General features: G+C 40.7%; 11 protein-coding genes. 8 read left to right on the top strand and 3 right to left on the bottom strand.

All coding sequences use genetic code 11. The features are described 5' to 3' along the window. Window positions 1-4: 4 nt before the first annotated feature. Window positions 5-3,034, bottom strand: coding sequence for a PKD domain-containing protein (locus BC751_RS14285; RefSeq protein WP_242617485.1), 3,030 nt, complete (start codon window positions 3,032-3,034; stop codon window positions 5-7). Window positions 3,035-3,192: 158 nt separating this feature from the next. Next, on the bottom strand, window positions 3,193-6,420 hold the full coding sequence (locus tag BC751_RS14280) for a PKD domain-containing protein (RefSeq protein ID WP_130276208.1): 3,228 nt from the start codon (window positions 6,418-6,420) through the stop codon (window positions 3,193-3,195). Window positions 6,421-6,521: 101 nt separating this feature from the next. On the opposite strand from BC751_RS14280, the gene BC751_RS14275 reads away from it, so the two are divergent. The 4 genes from BC751_RS14275 (at window position 6,522) to dprA (ending at window position 10,142) form a co-directional block, all read left to right on the top strand. Beyond that, on the top strand, window positions 6,522-6,881 hold the full coding sequence (locus tag BC751_RS14275) for an L-rhamnose mutarotase (protein WP_130276206.1): 360 nt from the start codon (window positions 6,522-6,524) through the stop codon (window positions 6,879-6,881). A gap of 99 nt (window positions 6,882-6,980) precedes the next feature. Beyond that, complete coding sequence (locus BC751_RS14270) at window positions 6,981-8,288, top strand: IS1380 family transposase (RefSeq protein WP_130273823.1); 1,308 nt, start codon at window positions 6,981-6,983, stop codon at window positions 8,286-8,288. 398 nt (window positions 8,289-8,686) lie between these two features. Continuing rightward, entirely contained in the window at window positions 8,687-9,043 is a 357-nt protein-coding gene (locus BC751_RS14265; protein ID WP_130276204.1) for a MerR family transcriptional regulator, read from the top strand. Beyond that, a complete protein-coding gene (gene dprA, locus BC751_RS14260) occupies window positions 9,021-10,142 on the top strand; it encodes a DNA-processing protein DprA (RefSeq protein ID WP_130276202.1) in 1,122 nt (373 codons plus the stop codon). Before BC751_RS14265 ends, dprA begins: the two co-directional genes overlap by 23 nt. A 79-nt stretch (window positions 10,143-10,221) precedes the next feature. Here dprA and ffh read toward each other — a convergent pair whose 3' ends face one another. Further along, window positions 10,222-11,559, bottom strand: coding sequence for a signal recognition particle protein (gene ffh, locus BC751_RS14255; RefSeq protein WP_130276200.1), 1,338 nt, complete (start codon window positions 11,557-11,559; stop codon window positions 10,222-10,224). A gap of 218 nt (window positions 11,560-11,777) precedes the next feature. Between ffh and BC751_RS14250 the strand changes: the two genes are divergently transcribed. The 4 genes from BC751_RS14250 to BC751_RS14235 are packed head-to-tail and all read left to right on the top strand — an operon-like array spanning window position 11,778 to window position 17,658. After that, complete coding sequence (locus BC751_RS14250) at window positions 11,778-14,207, top strand: hypothetical protein (protein WP_130277591.1); 2,430 nt, start codon at window positions 11,778-11,780, stop codon at window positions 14,205-14,207. Beyond that, window positions 14,204-15,259, top strand: coding sequence for a glycosyltransferase family 4 protein (locus tag BC751_RS14245; RefSeq protein ID WP_130276199.1), 1,056 nt, complete (start codon window positions 14,204-14,206; stop codon window positions 15,257-15,259). Before BC751_RS14250 ends, BC751_RS14245 begins: the two co-directional genes overlap by 4 nt. Before the next feature lie 14 nt (window positions 15,260-15,273). Next, complete coding sequence (locus tag BC751_RS14240) at window positions 15,274-16,119, top strand: FkbM family methyltransferase (protein ID WP_130276197.1); 846 nt, start codon at window positions 15,274-15,276, stop codon at window positions 16,117-16,119. A 60-nt stretch (window positions 16,120-16,179) separates the two neighbouring features. Beyond that, window positions 16,180-17,658: a lipopolysaccharide biosynthesis protein gene (locus tag BC751_RS14235; RefSeq protein ID WP_130276195.1), complete on the top strand. Its 1,479-nt coding sequence runs from the start codon at window positions 16,180-16,182 to the stop codon at window positions 17,656-17,658. The last annotated feature ends 493 nt before the right edge of the window (window positions 17,659-18,151 follow it).

The following is an 18,151-nucleotide window of genomic DNA, read 5'->3' as shown; positions in this document are numbered from 1 at the left end:
GGTTTTAACGGATTAATGTAAATACACCCCTTTGCTGTTTGGTTTGGGGCGAGCCATCGATACTAAAAACATATTCGATCATGTAAGAATAAGTTCCAATGGGAACCTCCTCTCCTTTTAATGTGCCGTCCCAACCTTGATTTCCCTGATATATCAATTCCCCCCATTTGTCATAAATGAACAGTTTAAAAGTTACCTCACAATTGCTTACGCCCATATACAAGCCGTCCATGGGTTTGTAGCCGGTTGGCATCCGTAACTGGGGTGCTCCTTCCCTCATCAGACCGACAGCATCTTGCCTACAACCATTGGCATCGGCCACAGACAAAGCATATGCACCTGAAGGAATGTCAATCAGCCGGGGATTATTGGATCCATCCCATTCCCAGGTAATTCGATATGGCCTAACTCCTCCCGAAGGAATGGCTGTAAGTATACCGCTCGGAAGTCCCGGACAGGCTATTCTTTCAATTTCGAAATCCACAGACAAAGCAGGTGGGGACTCTATGGTGAAGGGAACTTCAAGAGAACAACCGGCGGCGTCAAAAACCGTGACCACATAATCCCCCCTTTCCAATCCCAATAGCTGTATGTCATTACCGATCACAAGGGCATTTTCCATATTCACAGTAAAAGGCGCATAGCCTCCCCCTATCCGGAACAACATTTCTCCATCCTTACTATCAAAACATCTGGCAGAATTAACAATTGGTTGACCCAACAGTTGCATGGGCTCAGATTCTTTGATTTCCAATGCCTCCAAAAGGAATGAACATCCTCCGGAATCCTTTACCAGAACATCATATTTTCCAGCAGGCAATCCTTCTGCATGGTCTAAGTTCCAGTCCATGTCATGAGACCATTGGAAAGAATAAACACCTGTTCCCCCGGCAACTTCGATTTTTATTTTTCCTAATTCAGAACCTGGACAGATAAACTCCGATATGTTGGAAACTGAGGCCGTCAAGGGAGGATTGATTTTAACCAGTAATTTTTGGGAGATGCCCCCACAAGATGGATTGACCACACTGTATTCTTCATACCAAATCACTCCTGTACTTCCAACCCCTCCCCATTTGACTTCTATTTTTTCTGAACTTTTATCAGATAGGATTACACCTCCTTCAACAAACCATTCATAACTTCTTCCGGGCATCAGGTCTTTTACCTCGTAGGTATAAGTCGCTCCTTCTTCAAAACAAATCTGACTTTGCCCTTTAGCCAATCCAGGGTTAATGGCTTCATTGATCAGTACCTTCAATTCTATAGGCTTCCCTTGACAACCCTCTTCTGTTACGGGTATGGCAATGATTTTGGCATCAGGGTTAAAACCGCCCCATTTCACCCTTACTGAAAAATCATCTTGGGGAATAATTTCCCCGCCTTCAACCTGCCAGATTACTTTTTTAGTGTTGACTGGTTTATCAAAAACATAAAGGGCCACATCAATATCCGGGCACACGGATTCAGTGCCTTCAATCACCCCATCCGATTCCAAAACTTCCACCTCAAAGAAGGACTCTTCGATTTGGTCACAGGCACGGGTACCCGTTAGGGCAACAATTTTAACCTGATATTTACCGGGTTTTTCAAATAAATGATCGACTGTCTGGCCTTCTTTTACTTCTGTACCATCACCAAAAGTCCATTCAAATATTTCAAATTTGGGGTTCCTGGGCATCACGGTCCAGGAACCGGTAACCCCTAAACAGGCTACCTTATCCCCAAAAACTTCAAAATCATAGGCTACCTCTGTTTCAAAATTCAGGTTATTGAGACTAGCTCCGGCAGAATACCCATAAGATTCAATAAAACCGGAACCGTAAGCATAACCAATTACGCCTACTGGGTTGCTCAAGGTATGGCTGCCCTCGCTGACCTTTACCCTTGCATAAGCATATTCCGGATTTCCAGGTACAGGTTGAAATTGCCCCCCTATATTGACACCGTCCAATACTGTCTGCCCAGCTGAACTTGATTTGGCGAGGATATTTACAAAATGATCCACTATACCCACTACTTTGACAGAAGAAAACACCGTCCTTTTTATTAGCTGGGGATTAGGACTTAATGTAATCATGGTAGGGTCTCCATCACTTGCCCCTTGCCCAACCTGAATGTTACACCTGTAACTTTTTGCAAAAACTGTAACTGCTACTGGTTTGTCCGCAGTAATATTGGCCAACTCATCCCTTCCGAATGATAAGGTGGTAAACCTTCCTGCATTTAATGTCGCTCTTTCCTGCCCATTTACAAAAACTTTGGTGTTATTTTCTGCTGCCAGGACCTTGACCATTTCACCCGAAGTCCTTCCAGCTAATGGGATGTGGATGTATTCCTTACCCCAAGAAAATGTGGGGTATATCTGTTGAAACAAATGATCTCCTGTAGTGGCGTCATCACAATCTCTGCCCACTGATGTCATCTTGTTTCCACCAAATACTGCAATATTTTTGCAGTCTCCATCTGTAGAGCCAACCACCCTAACCCTTGTTCCTGTCAGGTCTCCGACAGCCTTGACCTGATAACTTTCTCCCCTTTTCAGATCTACGGTAAGGGTAGAACCGGGAGGGACAGGAATGGGATCATTGCTTTGTGCCGAAAGCAAAATCTCCACGCGGGTATTATCCTCAGTGGCCAAAATCAACAAGGTGCTTTCAAAATTCTGATTGCTGCCCGGGTTGGATCCCTGCGCAAACTGCTCATGATGGGCAGTGACCCAATAATCTTTTCCTATGGAAGAAAGTGGCAAGACAACGGTACCATCAGCACTGCGCTCTCTGAAATTGAATGCATGAACCGAAATATTCCCATTGGACTGGATAAAGACACCTTTGTTTTCCACCATCCTGGAGCTTCTGTGAATGATGTCCATCCCATCTCTTGGAAATTCATAAACAAACTGCTGACCTGCCTTTATGGAAAAATTAATGGTATTGTTCACATACTGAATGATGCCATCGGCATCCTCTTCGGCAGAAATGATGATTGTTGCCTGGTCGATTCTATTGGGAACAACCCTGTGGTTTTCCATAAAACCAACAAAAAATTCCCTTCCAATGGTTGAAAGTTGCGCATGCGCCGGAGAATTCAAACAACACCCCAACAGCCATATCAAGATTACCGAAAATATGTGACCGGACCGACGCATTTTACTTATCCAACAAACAAGGACAATTTATCAATATTTCTCTAAGTTTCAGATAATGAATACCCATCAATGCGGAATTTGTTTAGAATAAGCATTTGTGGAGCAAAAAGGTTATGCATTAAAAAGATTAATGTAAACACTCCCCTCTTTTCCATCCTTACATCATCCCCATTCATTTGAAAATGATACTGGAAAAGATATGAATACGTACCTAGGGGTGCATTTTCTCCATTGATTTTCCCATCCCAACCAGAACTGCCATTATAGATCAGTTGACCCCACCTATTAAAAATAGTAAGGTTAAATGCAATTTCACAATTGGAGACACCTACAAATAGATCTTCACCCAACTTATACCCTGTTGGCATCCTGACTATGGGAGCCTCTTCCCTTACTTCTGCTGTACCTAAAGCTTCACAACCATTTGCATCTTTGGCAACCACTTGATATACTCCTCTTGGAAGTCCTGTAAGCAGTTGTCCTTGTTCATCGTTGTAATTCCAACTGTACTGCAAAGGAATAAAACCTGCTCCAGGTGTTACAAAAAGCTCGCCGTTGGACTGCCCAGGGCAACTCGGACGGGTTTGTGTAACTTCCAAAAGAACGGGTAAAGGAGATTCTATTTCAAAAACCAGATTCAACCGACAGCCATTTCCGTCAGTGATATTTAGATCATAATTCCCGCTTTCCAGATTTTCTAAAGCATATGTATTTCTATTTATTGCTGTATTGGGATAATCAATGGTGTAAGGTGGTATTCCTCCTGTCAATTCAATTACGGCCTTCCCATCTGCTCTGCCAAAACAGGATGTTCCTGAAGTCTCCAAGGAAGATAGTTGTAGAATTTCCGGCTGGGTAATTTCTATTTCTTCGGAAATCAATTCGCAGCCAAAAGCATCCATTACTTTTACACGGTACTTCCCAGCGAGTAAATTGGAGGCGTTGGGGGCATTCAAGGCAGGGTCGTGGCTCCAATCGTAACTTAAAGGAAGAATACCCCCTGCTACACTCAGGGAAATTTGACCATCATTTGCTCCAAAGCAGGAAACATTTGATTTTTCAACATTTTCCAGCACAAAGGCCTGATTAACGGTTACTTCCAATTTTGGGGATTCACCTTCACAGGAATCATCAATGAGACTATATTCTCTGAACCATACCCTACCCTTGACTCCCGGAATATCCCACCTGATTTTAATGACGGGCCCTTCCCTGGCTCCAACAATGCTCCCTTGTTCAACAAACCATTCATACCCTCTGGAATTAAGAGGGTTGGAAACCGAGTATTTAAATTCCAGCTCCGGATCAAAGCAAACTTGTATTTCACCTTGAGGAATGGTGGACTGGATCAGGGGATTGATAGTAATCTGTATTGAAATTTCATCCAGTGGACACCCCTCCAAAGTAAAAGGAGTAGCATAAAGCCTTGCATTCGGGTTTGCTGCACCCCAACGGATGGTAACCAAACCTTTCTCCTCATCCGAGTCGATAATTTCTCCCCCCTCTTGCCTCCAGATCACTTTCTGGAAAGGGTCTGCCGATTTAAAACTATACGTTATTTCTTCAACATCTGGACAAACGGAGGTTACACCAAGAATTTCACCTTCTACATCTCTTACTTCTACTTTAAAAAGAACCTCCTCCTGGAGATCGCAGCTGTTTGGACTAACTGAAGCAATTACCTTCACTTCATATTCTCCTTTCCGGGTAAAAATATGCTCTACTTCTTTCCCTTCCTTTAAAGCAGATCCATCCCCAAAATCCCAAAGAAAGAAAGTGAAAATTTCATTTTCAGGAAATATCTGCCACCTTCCATTTTGATTGAGGCAAGCTACTTTATCTCCCTCAATTTCAAATTCATAAAACGGTTCAATTTCAAAATTAAGATTGTCCAAACTGGCTCCTGCCGCATAGCCATATGACTCCACATCCCCAAACCCGTAAACATAGGCAATAAAGCCTTCTGGGTTAGAAAGACTATGAACACCTTGGTCGATAGGGATTCTGGCATATGAAAACTCCGGCTGCTGCGGAAAAGGCGTAAAACGGTTGCCCACATTCTGTCCATCAAGCCTTGTAAGCCCTACCGAAGCAGTTTTTGCAATAATATTGACATAATGGACCGTTACAACGGGCAATTGGATGGCATTGAATGTTACGGACCTTAGTAGTTGTTGGGTAGGACTGTAGCTGATCATAAAAGGATCCCCATCCAGATACATGGGCGAACCCGGACGGTTACATTCCTGACTTTTTGAAAAAACCGTTACGGAAGAAGGCTTATCCGTTTGAATTCTTTTTACTGCATCTGCCTCAAATTCAAAAGTTAAAAATTTTCCTGCATCAATGGTGCCTGCATTTTGCCCGTCCACAAATACCTGAGTATTGTTTTCTGATGCCACCACCTTAACCAATTCCCCTGATGTTCTTCCTGCCAAAGAGACATGCAAATAGTCTGTACCCCAGGTTTTAGTAGGATAAAGCTGTTGAAAAAGATGATCGTTTGCACCGCCGCAATTCCCAACACTCGTCCATTTGTTCCCCCCAAATACGGCAATATTCTTACAGTCATCAATATTGTCCCCAACTACCCGGACCCTTGAACCGGTAAGATCAGCTTTGGCCTTAACTTGATAACTTTGTCCGGCGTTAAGATTGATAAAAAAAGGGGTATTTGCCGCATTACCGCTTAAAGTGAAAACAGAAGGTACTACTTCTATACGGGTATTGTCTTCTACGCCAACAATCAAAAACAAACTTTCATCATTGACATTAGGGGTGTAGGGAAGATTGGTTGGGGCAGTCATGATCTCATAATGGGAAACCACATAATAATCTTTTCCCAATGAAGGAATGGGCAAAACAACTGTACCATCAGCCGATCTGGAGCGTTCATTAAAAGCATAAACCGATACGTTTCCACTGGATTGAATGAATACTCCTTTGTTTTCTACAACACCTGAAGATCTGTGAAGCATGTCCTGATCTTCTATTTTATAAAAAAACTGTTCTCCTTGTTGAAGATCAAAATTTACCTGTCTTCCTGCATATTGTACAAAACCAAATGCCGGCTCGGCAGCGGTAATCAGCACGATTCCATAATCTAGCGCAGAGTTGGCCGGGTTATTAAAATTCTGTACCCGGTTGTTTTCCATAAATCCTATCCAGAATTCCCTTCCGACAGTAGAAAGCTGGGCATAGCTTTTTTCTATCTGACCCAGGAAAAGGAAAAGAATGAGCAAAAATGACCGAAGAAAATTTTTAAACATCAATTAATCGGACCGGATTTATTTTTCAATATAAAAACCTAATTTGAAAAATGTTTCAAAAAATACATCAAAGTCAAATTAACACCCAATAAAATTAGTTTATGAGGTATTGTTTAGCGCTGGATTTGAAAAATGATCCAGGTCTGATAGAGGAATATGAGAAACATCACCAAGCGGTTTGGCCTGAAATCTTGGAAAGCTTCAAAGAATCAGGAATTCAGTCCATGGAAATTTTCCGGTGGGAAAACCGTCTGTTCATGATTATGGAAACAGATGCTTCATTTTCATTCGAAAAGAAAAAGGTAATCGATACCAATAGTCCAATAGTACAACAATGGGAAAGTTTGATGTCGAAATACCAACAGGCATTGCCAGGGGCAAAACCAGGTGAAAAATGGCAATTGATGAAAAAAATTTTCCACACAAAAAATGAATACCTTAAATCCGCAGGGCGGATTTAAAAAAAGCCGAAAAAGTGGCTGAATTTATTCAATTCAGGCTTTTCCGGCTCGTTTTTTTTTCACTTATTTAGGTGTTACCACACATCCTTGATAAGCGGTATGAAAATTACGAATTCGACAGAAAAAATCACACCTTTCGGAGGTTTTAATTTTGTTTTTAACTCTTTCAAAAATTCTGGTCTCCCAGAACTCATTGATAATCAATTGGGGGTTAGAGCCTTAAGGGGAGGGTTTTCATACAGTGACATTTTCGCCAATCATATGGCTATTTTCTTTAATGGTGGCGACTGTACTGAAGATATCAATGTTCACTTGAGAGACGCACTTGAACAGGTCCCTTCATTTTCAGTATGCAGTGCCGATACAATTCTGAGAGGTATCAAAGAGCTTGCTGTTGATACAGAACTCTTTATAAATCCGTCCAGTGGAGTAAGCCATGAATTTAATATCAATGGAAAACTCAACAGCTTGTTGTTAAAATCAGCTTGTAAGACCGGATTACTCAAGTCAGGTGTTGCTTACGACCTCGATTATGACAACACCGTCATTCCAACTGAAAAGTACGATTCAAAAAAGACATATAAACACGTCTATGGATATCAGCCAGGTGTAGCTTCCATAGCACATCCTGAATTTTCACAGGCCATTCCTGTGTACGTAGAGGGCAGAAATGGCAACAGTCAGGCCAAATATTTGCAGGCTGATACACTTACACGCATGTTTGGGCAGCTTACCAATGAAAATATCCGTATCGGAAGGTTCAGAGCCGATTCAGCATCCTATCAGGAAGAAGTTCTCCGCACACTGGAAGCACATACCGAAAGCTTTTATATACGGGCAAACAGATGTGCCAAACTGGATAATATCCTTGGAAGTATAGCCCCTGAGAAGTGGCAGAAAATACGTTTGGGTGTACAGGAAATGGAAGTTACTGACCTATCCGACTACAAACCTTTCGGTAAAGACAGGTCTTACAGGCTGGTCATTACCAGAATCAGGCGTAAAGACGGGCAGGCAGATGTGTTTAGTGGAGATGCATTTACTTACAGGGCTATTCTGACCAATGAACATACATCGTCCAATGAAGCTGTTGTAAGGTTTTATAACGCCCGGGGTGCAAGCGAACGCTTGTTTGATGTACTCAACAATGACTTTGGCTGGTCTAAGTTGCCCTGTTCGTTCCTTGCAGAGAATACCTCCTTTATGCTTATGACGGCTATGTATGCCAATTTTTACACCTATATCATTGGAGAGTATTCCAGAAAAGTTGATTGGCTTAAGCCTACCGACAGGCTCAAGAAGTTTATCTTCAGATTTATCACTGTTTCAGCCAAGTGGATAAGAACGGGAAGAAGAGAAGTGCTCAAACTGTTCACGAGTAAGGATTACAAGCCGATTTTGAACTAAATTCAGATAAAAACCCCTCAGGAGCTCAAAAAATAAAGATTTACAGGGAAGAGGTATGCCTTTTCCATTAAAATTGAGGAAAAAAACCGTCCATTTTATCCTCAAACCTAAAATCCATTGTCTCAAAACTATGAACACTCTTCAATCAAAGGGAAGAAATTCCCGAACTAGACCAAAAATGAACACAAACAAGCAGATTCAAATCTCCAAACTAAAATCCTGCGGATTTTAGGGAATAAGTCAAAGAAAATATAAAGCTGATTTTCAGCTATTTAAAATTAATCGATTAAAAAACAGTTTACTTCTTGAAAAAGGCAAAGTAAATTTAGCTTATTCAATGGGAATTGAAATTTGGAACCATATTTGAACCAAAAGCCTCGAACCTAAAACAGAAAACCGTGCCCTACAAAGAAAGAGAAATTGAAAAAAAATACTATTCTATTGGTGAAGTAGCCACTATGTTCAAGGTTGCCCCATCACTTATCCGTTATTGGGAGGGTGAGTTTGACATCATCAAGCCAAAAAAGGACAAAAAAGGCAACAGACGCTTTACCAAAGATGACATAGAAAAAATCCGCTACATCTACCAATTGGTAAAAGTGAAAGGCTATACCCTTCAGGGCGCACAGGAAGTAATCAAAAATGACCAGGAAAAAGTATTTGATAAGGCCAGTATGGTGGATAGGCTTCACCAAATCAAACGTTTTTTAATCGAAATAAGAGACAAAATGCATGTTGGACCAGGCGAAAGATGATCTGATATACGAAATTGCCCTTAACTTTATCCCCCAAATTGGCCCTGCTATCTGCCGAAATATTGTAGGATATGCAGGTTCAGCCCAAAATTTTTTTGAAATGCCAGCAGGTAAAGCTGCTAAAATTCCCAGGATCAGTCAAAAACTGCTGTCTTTTAGGTCCAAAAAACATGAGTATCTCAGGTCAGCTGAGGAAATCATTCAGGCTTGTCAAAAGAAAAACATCGAAATAGTAACTTTTTCGGACAATAACTTCCCAATAAGATTAAAAGGCTTGGATGATTGTCCTGTGGTATTATTCCATAAAGGAAACATCAATTTTAATCCACCAAGAACTGTGGGTATAGTAGGTACCCGAAATATAACGGAATATGGTAAAAGCATCACCAAGAAAATCATCGAAGACCTGGCGCCTTATGCACCTATGGTTATCAGTGGATTGGCCTATGGGGTAGACATTGAAGCCCACCGTAATGCACTTTCCTGTAATTTGCCTACGGTTGCGGTTTTAGGTTCTTCCGTAGACCAAATCTATCCCTCTGCACATAAATCCACAGCGCAAAGCATGCTTGAATCTGGAGGTATTTTAAGTGAATTTCCCCCAGGAACCATCATGCACCCTACCAATTTCCCAAAAAGGAACAGAATAATTGCCGGACTTTCAGATGCCTTGATTGTAGTGGAAGCTGCCAAGAAAGGCGGAGCCTTAATAACTGCTGAAATTGCCTATAGCTATAATAAGGAAGTGTTTGCGGTGCCGGGAAATCTTCAGGCAACTTATAGTGAGGGATGCAATAACCTGATCCGTAGTATGAAAGCTTCCATTTATACTGGGCCAAAAGATCTTGAAGAATGTCTGTCCTGGTCCAAAGATTCCCCTAAAGATAATGGAACCCCTACTTGGGACCTCTCCAAATTTGAACAGGAAGATCAGGAAATTCTTCTGATGTTGCAGACAAAAAAAGAAGTGGAAATAGACAGTCTTGCACTTCTGCTCAACATGTCTGTTTCCACTTTAGCTATCAGGTTATTAAACCTTGAATTTGAGGGATTTATACAGGCGCTACCTGGAAAAAGATATAAGCTTAAAAGGCCTTAGTTTATACTAGGAAAACTGGTTTCCTTCCCGAATGCGATTTCAGAAATCCGCATCCCCCTTTTTTTAATTGGCCAAATTTTTACCTCCTTCCCATGCCCGGGATCATATTTCCAAGGGCTTTTTTGGCGCCCCCCATTTTGTTCATCTGCTTCATCAGTTTTCGCATATCTGCAAACTGTTTCATCAGATTATTGACTTCAGTAATACTCCTACCGCTACCGTTGGCTATCCTCTTTCTTCTACTTCCATCAATAATGTCCGGATTTTCCCTTTCAGCAGGAGTCATACTTCTGATAATAGCTTCAATTGGTTTGAAGGAATCATCATCAATGTCCAAACCTTTCATGGCTTTGCCCATACCCGGGATCATTCCTACGAGATCTTTAATGTTCCCCATTTTCTTGATCTGCTCCAACTGAGAAAGGAAATCATCGAAGTTGAACTGGTTTTTACGGATTTTGGCATTGATACGCTTGGCTTCATCTTCGTCAAAAGTCTGCTGGGCACGCTCAACCAAAGAGATCACATCTCCCATGCCCAGGATTCTTTGGGCCATCCTATCAGGGTGGAAAACATCAATGTTTTCCATTTTTTCACCTGTAGAAATAAATTTAATTGGCTTATTGACAACGTGACGGATGGAAATGGCAGCACCGCCACGCGTATCACCATCCAATTTGGTCAATACAACACCGTCAAAATCCAACCTTTCATCAAATGTCTTGGCAGTGTTGACAGCATCCTGACCTGTCATGGAGTCTACCACAAAAAGCGTTTCTGAAGGATTAAGAGCCTTTTTAAGCGCTTCAATTTCCTTCATCATTTGCTCATCTACTGCCAAACGTCCGGCTGTATCGACGATGACTATTTTTTTACCCTGTTTTTTTGCGTATTCTATTGCCCTACTGGCAATTTCCAAAGCATTTTTATTCTCAGGCTCAGCATATACCTCTACCCCAATCTGCTCACCCAATACTTTCAACTGATCGATCGCAGCAGGACGGTAGATGTCGCAGGCTGCCAACAAAACCTGCCTGCCTTGTTTCTTGAGTAAATAGGCTAACTTTCCTGAAAAAGTGGTTTTACCGGAACCCTGCAAACCTGAAATCAAAATAACTGCTGGGTCACCCTTGATGTTGATATCCACTTTGGATCCCCCCATCAATTTGGTCAGCTCTTCCTGCGTGATTTTTACCAAAAGTTGTCCTGGAGATACCGCTATCAACACATCCCTGCCCAATGCCTGTTCTTTGATGGTATCTGTCACCTCTTTGGCAACTTTATAATTCACGTCTGCATCAATCAAGGCCCTACGGATTTCTTTCACAGTAGTGGCCACATTGATTTCTGTAATTTTACCAGTACCCTTCAGGGTCTTAAAAGCTCTATCTAATTTTAAACTAAGATTATCAAACATGCCTGCATTCTATTTGAGGCAAAAATAGGAATTAATTTGGTTATTCTTGAATGTCTGCAAACATTATGAATCGAGGAAATAGGGCTGAATCCGGAATTTTATCCACGTGTGGATTCCGAATTTTTAGGCAATTGAACATATAAATTGGATTTTTTCGGCTAAGCTTTTCTCTTTTATTCCTAATTTGCGGACTGACTTAAAAAATGAAACGAGAAAAAATGCAGATCGATTTCAAAAAAGATATCCTGCCTCATTTGGGAGGCATCGTCCTTTTTTATCTGGTAGTACTTCTTTACTTTTCCCCAGTTGTTTTTGATGGAAAAATCATTTTTCAATATGATATCCTCCAATGGGAAGGGGCATCCAAAGAAATCTTGGACTATAGGGCAGCTACAGGTGAGGAAGCATTATGGGCCTCCAGAATGTTCAGCGGCATGCCTGCCTATTTGGTGAGTTTTGAAGTTCCGGGAGATATTACCAACGCACTTACCAAAATCATTACTTTAGGTCTTCCCCATCCTGTCAATTCTCTGTTTTTTGGCATGGTGGCCATGTACATCCTTCTTTTGAGTTTTAAAGTCAGGCCTGAGTTTTCAATACTTGGAGCAATTGCCTTTGCATTTAACACCTTTCATTTGATCAGTTTGGATGCTGGTCACAATGCCAAAATCTGGGCTATCTGTCTTATCCCTTTGATTCTGGCAGGCATTCACCTTACATTCCAACGGAAGTTTCTGCTCGGTTTGGCCCTTTTTGCTTTTGGGATGATGCTCCAGTTGAAATTCAACCACCTTCAGATCACCTATTACACGGTTTTGATAGTTGTTATTTATGGGATCGGTGAATTGGTACATGTTTACAGGACCAAGCTTTTTGGCCATTTTGCAAAAGCTTTAGGTATTTTGGTGATCGGACTCATATTAGCCGTTGGCGCTAATTTGAGCAGGTTTATGACTGTCCTGGAATATAGCCCCTATTCTACCCGCGGGCCATCTAATTTAGGATCAGCCAATGTCTCCTCTTCTGGTCTTGATAAAGACTACGCTTTTAATTGGTCTCAGGGAAAATTAGAGACTTTGACTTTGCTTGTACCTTATTTATATGGAGGTGGCAGCACAGAGGCTTTGCCAGAGAATTCAAGAACTGAGCAAGCTCTTAGGTCCAATGGAATTGATGCAGCTCAAACAAGGGATTTTGTAAAAAATGCCAGGACTTATTGGGGCGATCAACCCGGAACAGGTGGTCCAATTTATGGAGGAGCAATTATGGTCTTCCTGTTTGTTTTAGGACTTCTATATGCTCCCAAAAGGCAGAAAGCTGTTTTCCTAAGCATAACCATTTTATCCATTCTGCTTGCCTGGGGAAAAAACCTGGAATGGTTCAATTATACCCTTTTTGATATCCTTCCGGGGTACAACAAATTCAGAGCCGTTACCATGGGACTTTCCATGGCTTTATTTGCGATACCCGTATTGGGGGTTTTGGGTCTCGAAAATATGTTCAAATCTTCATCCAAACAGCAATTCAATAAAAACCTATTGATAGCATTAGGATCAACAGCAGGTCTGGCAGCATTCTTTTGGTTATTTGCAGGTATGTTCAGTTTCAGAGCTCCTGTAGACAGTAACTTCCCCAACTGGCTGGCAGAAGCCTTGATGGATGATAGAAAGGCAATGTTAAAAAGCAGCGCTTTGAAGACCATTATCTTTATACTGCTTTCTGCAGGATTGATTTGGGCAGCCTGGATGAAAAAGCTATCTGTTCAATTAGCGGCTTTAGGCATGACTTTATTGCTGATCGTTGATCTTTGGACTGTCAATAGAAGGTATTTAGGCGAAGACTCCATGCAGTACAATCCTTCGGTTCAATTTTTTTCCATTACCCCGGCGGATGAAAAAATTTTAAGGGACAAAGATTATTTCAGGGTATTGAATATTGAAAACCCCTTCAATGATGCCAGAACCAGTTATTACCACCATAGCATTGGGGGTTACCATGGTGCCAAAATGAAGCGCTATCAGGAATTGATCGAGAATGTATTGGGCCCGGAAATGCAGGCTTTTGTTCAGAAAGCCCAAGAAGGTGATTTTGACTGGAAAGGTTTGCATGCCCTCAATATGCTCAACACTAAATATATTATGGCCGGTCGAGGAGAAAATGCTGTTTTCTTAAACCCTGAAGCTAATGGCGTAGCTTGGTTTCCCTCAGAAGTAAAAAACGTCATTACCAATGATGAAGAAATCAGTCTTGTCGCAAATATGGATACCAAATCCATGGCAACGGTAAATGAAAAAGAATATGGCAAACCAAAAACAGGATCAGGTATGGTAAACCTGATCAATAAAAAACCTTACCGCTTGGAATATGAAGTAGATGCCTTTGAAGGAGGTCTGGTAGTTTTTTCTGAAGTATATTATCCCAAAGGTTGGAAGGCGAGCGTCAATGGAAATGAAGCATCCATAATCAGGGCCAATTACCTCTTAAGGGGTATCGAAGTTCCACAGGGAAAATCCACTGTAGTCATGCAGTTTGAACCTGATTCCTATTTCAAAACAAAAAGCGTTGTAGTGATCATGCAATATTTGATATCGGCTCTATTGGTAATTGGAATAGGTTACAGCTTTTACCCAGGCAATAAAGAAACATGAAATCCCTAAAGCCCAAGGTATTTTTGGTTACCCCTTCCTTTCAATCCTTCGTACTTCAGGACATCAAAATCCTATCTGAAAGGTATGAGCTTATCATCAATACCTACAATTGGAACCGGAAGGAACTGGCACCTTTTTATTTGATTGCCCAATTTCTACATCTTTTATCCAGGATAAGTGAGGTGCAGTTTGTCTTTGTTCATTTTGGTGGTTATTGGTCTTTCTTTCCAGCGCTTTTGGGTAAAATTTTCCAAAAACCGGTATTCATTGTCCTGCACGGAACGGATTGTGCCGCCATTCCCCAATTGAATTATGGAAGTCTTAGGATTCCGCTTTTGAAATGGTTTTGTAAAAAATCTTACGAATGGGCAAGTTTATTGCTGCCAGTAAGTGAATCATTGGTAAAAAGCGAAAATAATTTCCTCGCTAATGGCAAACCCCTGCCAAATGGTTTTTTGTATCACTTCCCCTCCTTACAAACTCCCTATAAGGTCATTTATAATGGATTTGATAAAAATTTCTGGAAACAAAAAACTATTGAAGAAAAACAGGAAAAATCCTTCATCAGTGTTTTATCATCTTCGCAGTTTGTTTTAAAAGGCGGAGATTTAATAATAGAACTGGCTAAAAGATTGAAAGATTGCCAATTTACCATTGTAGGGATGGAAACCCCCAGTGGATTTCAAATTCCCAATAATTTAAGTTTTTTGGGAAAATTGACACAGCAACAGCTAAAAGCAGAGTTTTACCGGCACAGTTATTATTTTCAGCTTTCGAGTTTCGAAGGTTTTGGCTGTGCGCTCTGTGAGGCCATGCTATGTGGATGTATTCCCATCGTCAGCCAGGTCAATATACTACCGGATATTGTAGGTGAAACTGGTGAAATAATACCCAAAAGAGATCTTAATATGCTGGAAAAAACCATCAAAAGAAGGATATCCCTTCCTTTGTCCATCCATGAACATGAATTGGTCCAACAAAGAATAAGCGAACGGTATAGCCTTCAAAAAAGGAAAGATCAGTTATTTTCAGTACTTCCCTATCAGCATTGATTCAAAAAAGCAATATGGAAAAAATTGCAGCGGCATTTTCTAGAAATCTTTACCTTATTCCAGGAGGTTATTTTTTAGTCCAATGGATGAAGTGTTTTTTTGCCAAAGCATACACTGAAAAGGAATGGAGAACCTTTAAGTTTCGGGGCATACAGATGAAAGTGGATATATCCAAAAGTATGGGGGCTTCAATTTACTGGAGAGGTGCCCATGATTGGAGACCAATTTTTGTTCTAGAAAAATTACTCAAAAAAGGGAATACCTTTATTGATATAGGAGCAAATCAGGGAGAATATGCCTTATGGGCCGTCAGGAAAACCACAGCCAGCGGAAATGTTCTTGCATTTGAACCTATGGATGCTGTTTTTGCTCAGCTTAAAGAAAACATTTCATTAAATCCAGATTATTCAAACGTAATCCAGGCTATTCAAATGGGATTGTCTGATAGGCCGGGAGAAATTAACCTCTACGGGAAGGAAGGATCGAATGAAGGGGTCAATACGATATACCCTACCCCTGAGCATACCTTTTTAATCCAAAAAATTAAGCTGGATACTTTGGACAACCAATTGGAGCACCTGCGGCCGGGACGAGTGGATCTTATAAAGATAGATGTGGAAGGTGCCGAACTGCAAGTCCTGAAGGGGGCAACAAAATGCCTAACCCGGTTCAAACCCTCTTTGATCATTGAAATCAACAAAGAAGCCTGTCAATCGGCCGGATACGAAGCTCAGGATATTTTGGAATTCCTTAAAAATTTTGGATATGCTTTCAAACAGATAGGTTTGCGTGGAAAATTAAAACCCATAGACCGGCTTCAAGATGAATTTTGCAATATCCTTGCCTTTCAAAATAATTAGCCTTAGCGCCCAAAATAGATGATTCAAAATTAATCTAGTATATTTTTATTTTTGTTTCTTATGAGAATCATAGCCAAGCAAAGTATCCTCACTACCATTTCCTCCTATTTGGGTGTTTTGATTGGCTATTTCAATGTGCTTTGGTTGCTACCCTATGCCTTGGATCCAGGACAATTAGGTTTGTTCAGGACTGTTCAGGATCTAGCGCTTATTTTAGTACCCTTTGCGCAATTAGGATTGGGCAATGGGATCACCAGATTCTATCCCAAGGTCAAGGATTATCAGTTTTCCTTTTTTACCATGAGCTTATTGCTCAGCCTGGCCGGTGCAGTAGTAGTCGCCCTTCTTTTTCTTCTATTCAGAGATTATTTGGTCCTGGCTTTTGCTGCCAATTCCCCCGAAGTGATCGATTTTTTTGGAGTGGTAATATTGCTGATGCTTTTCTCTGTGCTGAATTCCATTTTAGATGCCTTTTGCAGATCCTTTCTGGAAATAGCCGTTCCCACGTTTTTTAGAGAAGTATTACTCAGGATCTTGGTTTCGGTAATTGTTTTATTTTACTTTTTGGAATGGATACAATTCGGGCAATTGATTTGGAGTCTTGCCTGGATTTATTTGCTTACACTCATCGGAATGATGCTCTATATGATGCGAATGGGGATATTTCAATTGAGTTTTAATTTTAAAATCTTTCCCGAAGGCTTTAGAAAGGAATTTTTACAATATAGTTTGATTACCCTCTTAGGAACAACCGGATCACTGCTCATCATGAAAATTGACAGCCTGATGGTAGCTTCCATGTTGGGATTGGACGCTAATGCCATTTACAGTATTGGTTTTGCCATTGCCATAGTGATTGAAATGCCCAGAAGAGCAATTTCTCAGGTAGTCATGCCCGTGGTAGCTGAACATTTCGCAAGCAATGAATCAGAAAAAATTGACCGTCTTTATAAGCAGGTTGCTGTGCACCAACTGTTGATTTGTTTTTTATTGTTTCTTGGTATTTGGGCAAATATCAACAATCTCTACCATTTCATTCCCAATAGGGAAGTATATGAAATCGGAAAATGGGTGGTATTTTGGATAGGACTGGCAAAAATCATTGACATTCTTTTTTCCATCAATGGTGAAATCATTGTTTATTCCAGATATTATTTTTTCAATATTACAGCCACATTGATCATGAGCGTTTTGGTCATCGGTTTAAATTTATGGCTTATTCCGATATATGGGATTGAAGGAGCTGCCATAGCTTCTTTTATAGCTATGGGCTTATACAATCTCACCAAGTATTTTTATGTTAAAATCAGACTGGGTTTAGACCCCTTTACCTGGGATGTTTTAAAAACAGTCGTTTTGGGAATAGTTGTTTTTGTTGTACAACATTACTTACTGAAAGATATGCAATCCGGGATTTTGGATCTGATAGTCCGCTCCTTATTGATTACATCAATTTATATAGGAGGTGTTTTTGGCTTTAAAATTGCCGAAAAAAGTCAGAAGGAACTGATTGAAAAAATAAAAAGGCTCAGGCCTTAGAGTTGTTGCCAAACCTCTTTATAGACAAGATTTGAGCTGCCTGAAATCCGCAAACGTCCACTGTTAACCTGAATCCTAAGATACGAGGGCCCAATACTGACAAGGAATCAGCATGGGATGAGGCCTGTTTTTGGAAAGGGCTTCACTCGGAATTGTGTTTTAATTGTGAAGTTGGAACATGTCAGCGGCCTGAACCTTTGTGCAAATATACGGATTAAATCAAGGAAACGTTGGGCTTTTTCAAGATATATACATCCTATCCAAAAAATCTAATTCCCGCGTGCTTATCAAATTGAATAAAGACATTTGACCAAAAACCATTTTGTTGTGAAATTCTTACGTGTAATTTTATGGATGTTTGAAAAGCGATAGGTTTGGATAAGTTATGTTCAACTCAAAACAAAAGCCTAAAAATCCAAAAAACTGGCTGTAAACAGAATAAAAAATCAGTAATCAAAAAACATAGCGGAGTTTCGCAAAATAATATTCTAAA

Source organism: Cecembia calidifontis (assembly GCF_004216715.1).
In the GTDB taxonomy this organism is placed as follows: Bacteria; Bacteroidota; Bacteroidia; order Cytophagales; family Cyclobacteriaceae; genus Cecembia_A; species Cecembia_A calidifontis.
This window is presented reverse-complemented; position numbering and strand designations above follow the sequence as displayed.

Excerpts from the sequence above, each read along its gene's own strand:
- BC751_RS14285 (WP_242617485.1), bottom strand. The coding sequence starts at position 3,034 with ATGGAAAACCACAGGGTTGTTCCCAATAGAATCGACCAGGCAACAATC.
- BC751_RS14280 (WP_130276208.1), bottom strand. The coding sequence starts at position 6,420 with ATGTTTAAAAATTTTCTTCGGTCATTTTTGCTCATTCTTTTCCTTTTC.
- BC751_RS14275 (WP_130276206.1), top strand. The coding sequence starts at position 6,522 with ATGAGGTATTGTTTAGCGCTGGATTTGAAAAATGATCCAGGTCTGATA.
- BC751_RS14270 (WP_130273823.1), top strand. The coding sequence starts at position 6,981 with ATGAAAATTACGAATTCGACAGAAAAAATCACACCTTTCGGAGGTTTT.
- dprA (WP_130276202.1), top strand. The coding sequence starts at position 9,021 with ATGTTGGACCAGGCGAAAGATGATCTGATATACGAAATTGCCCTTAAC.
- ffh (WP_130276200.1), bottom strand. The coding sequence starts at position 11,559 with ATGTTTGATAATCTTAGTTTAAAATTAGATAGAGCTTTTAAGACCCTG.
- BC751_RS14250 (WP_130277591.1), top strand. The coding sequence starts at position 11,778 with ATGCAGATCGATTTCAAAAAAGATATCCTGCCTCATTTGGGAGGCATC.
- BC751_RS14245 (WP_130276199.1), top strand. The coding sequence starts at position 14,204 with ATGAAATCCCTAAAGCCCAAGGTATTTTTGGTTACCCCTTCCTTTCAA.
- BC751_RS14240 (WP_130276197.1), top strand. The coding sequence starts at position 15,274 with ATGGAAAAAATTGCAGCGGCATTTTCTAGAAATCTTTACCTTATTCCA.
- BC751_RS14235 (WP_130276195.1), top strand. The coding sequence starts at position 16,180 with ATGAGAATCATAGCCAAGCAAAGTATCCTCACTACCATTTCCTCCTAT.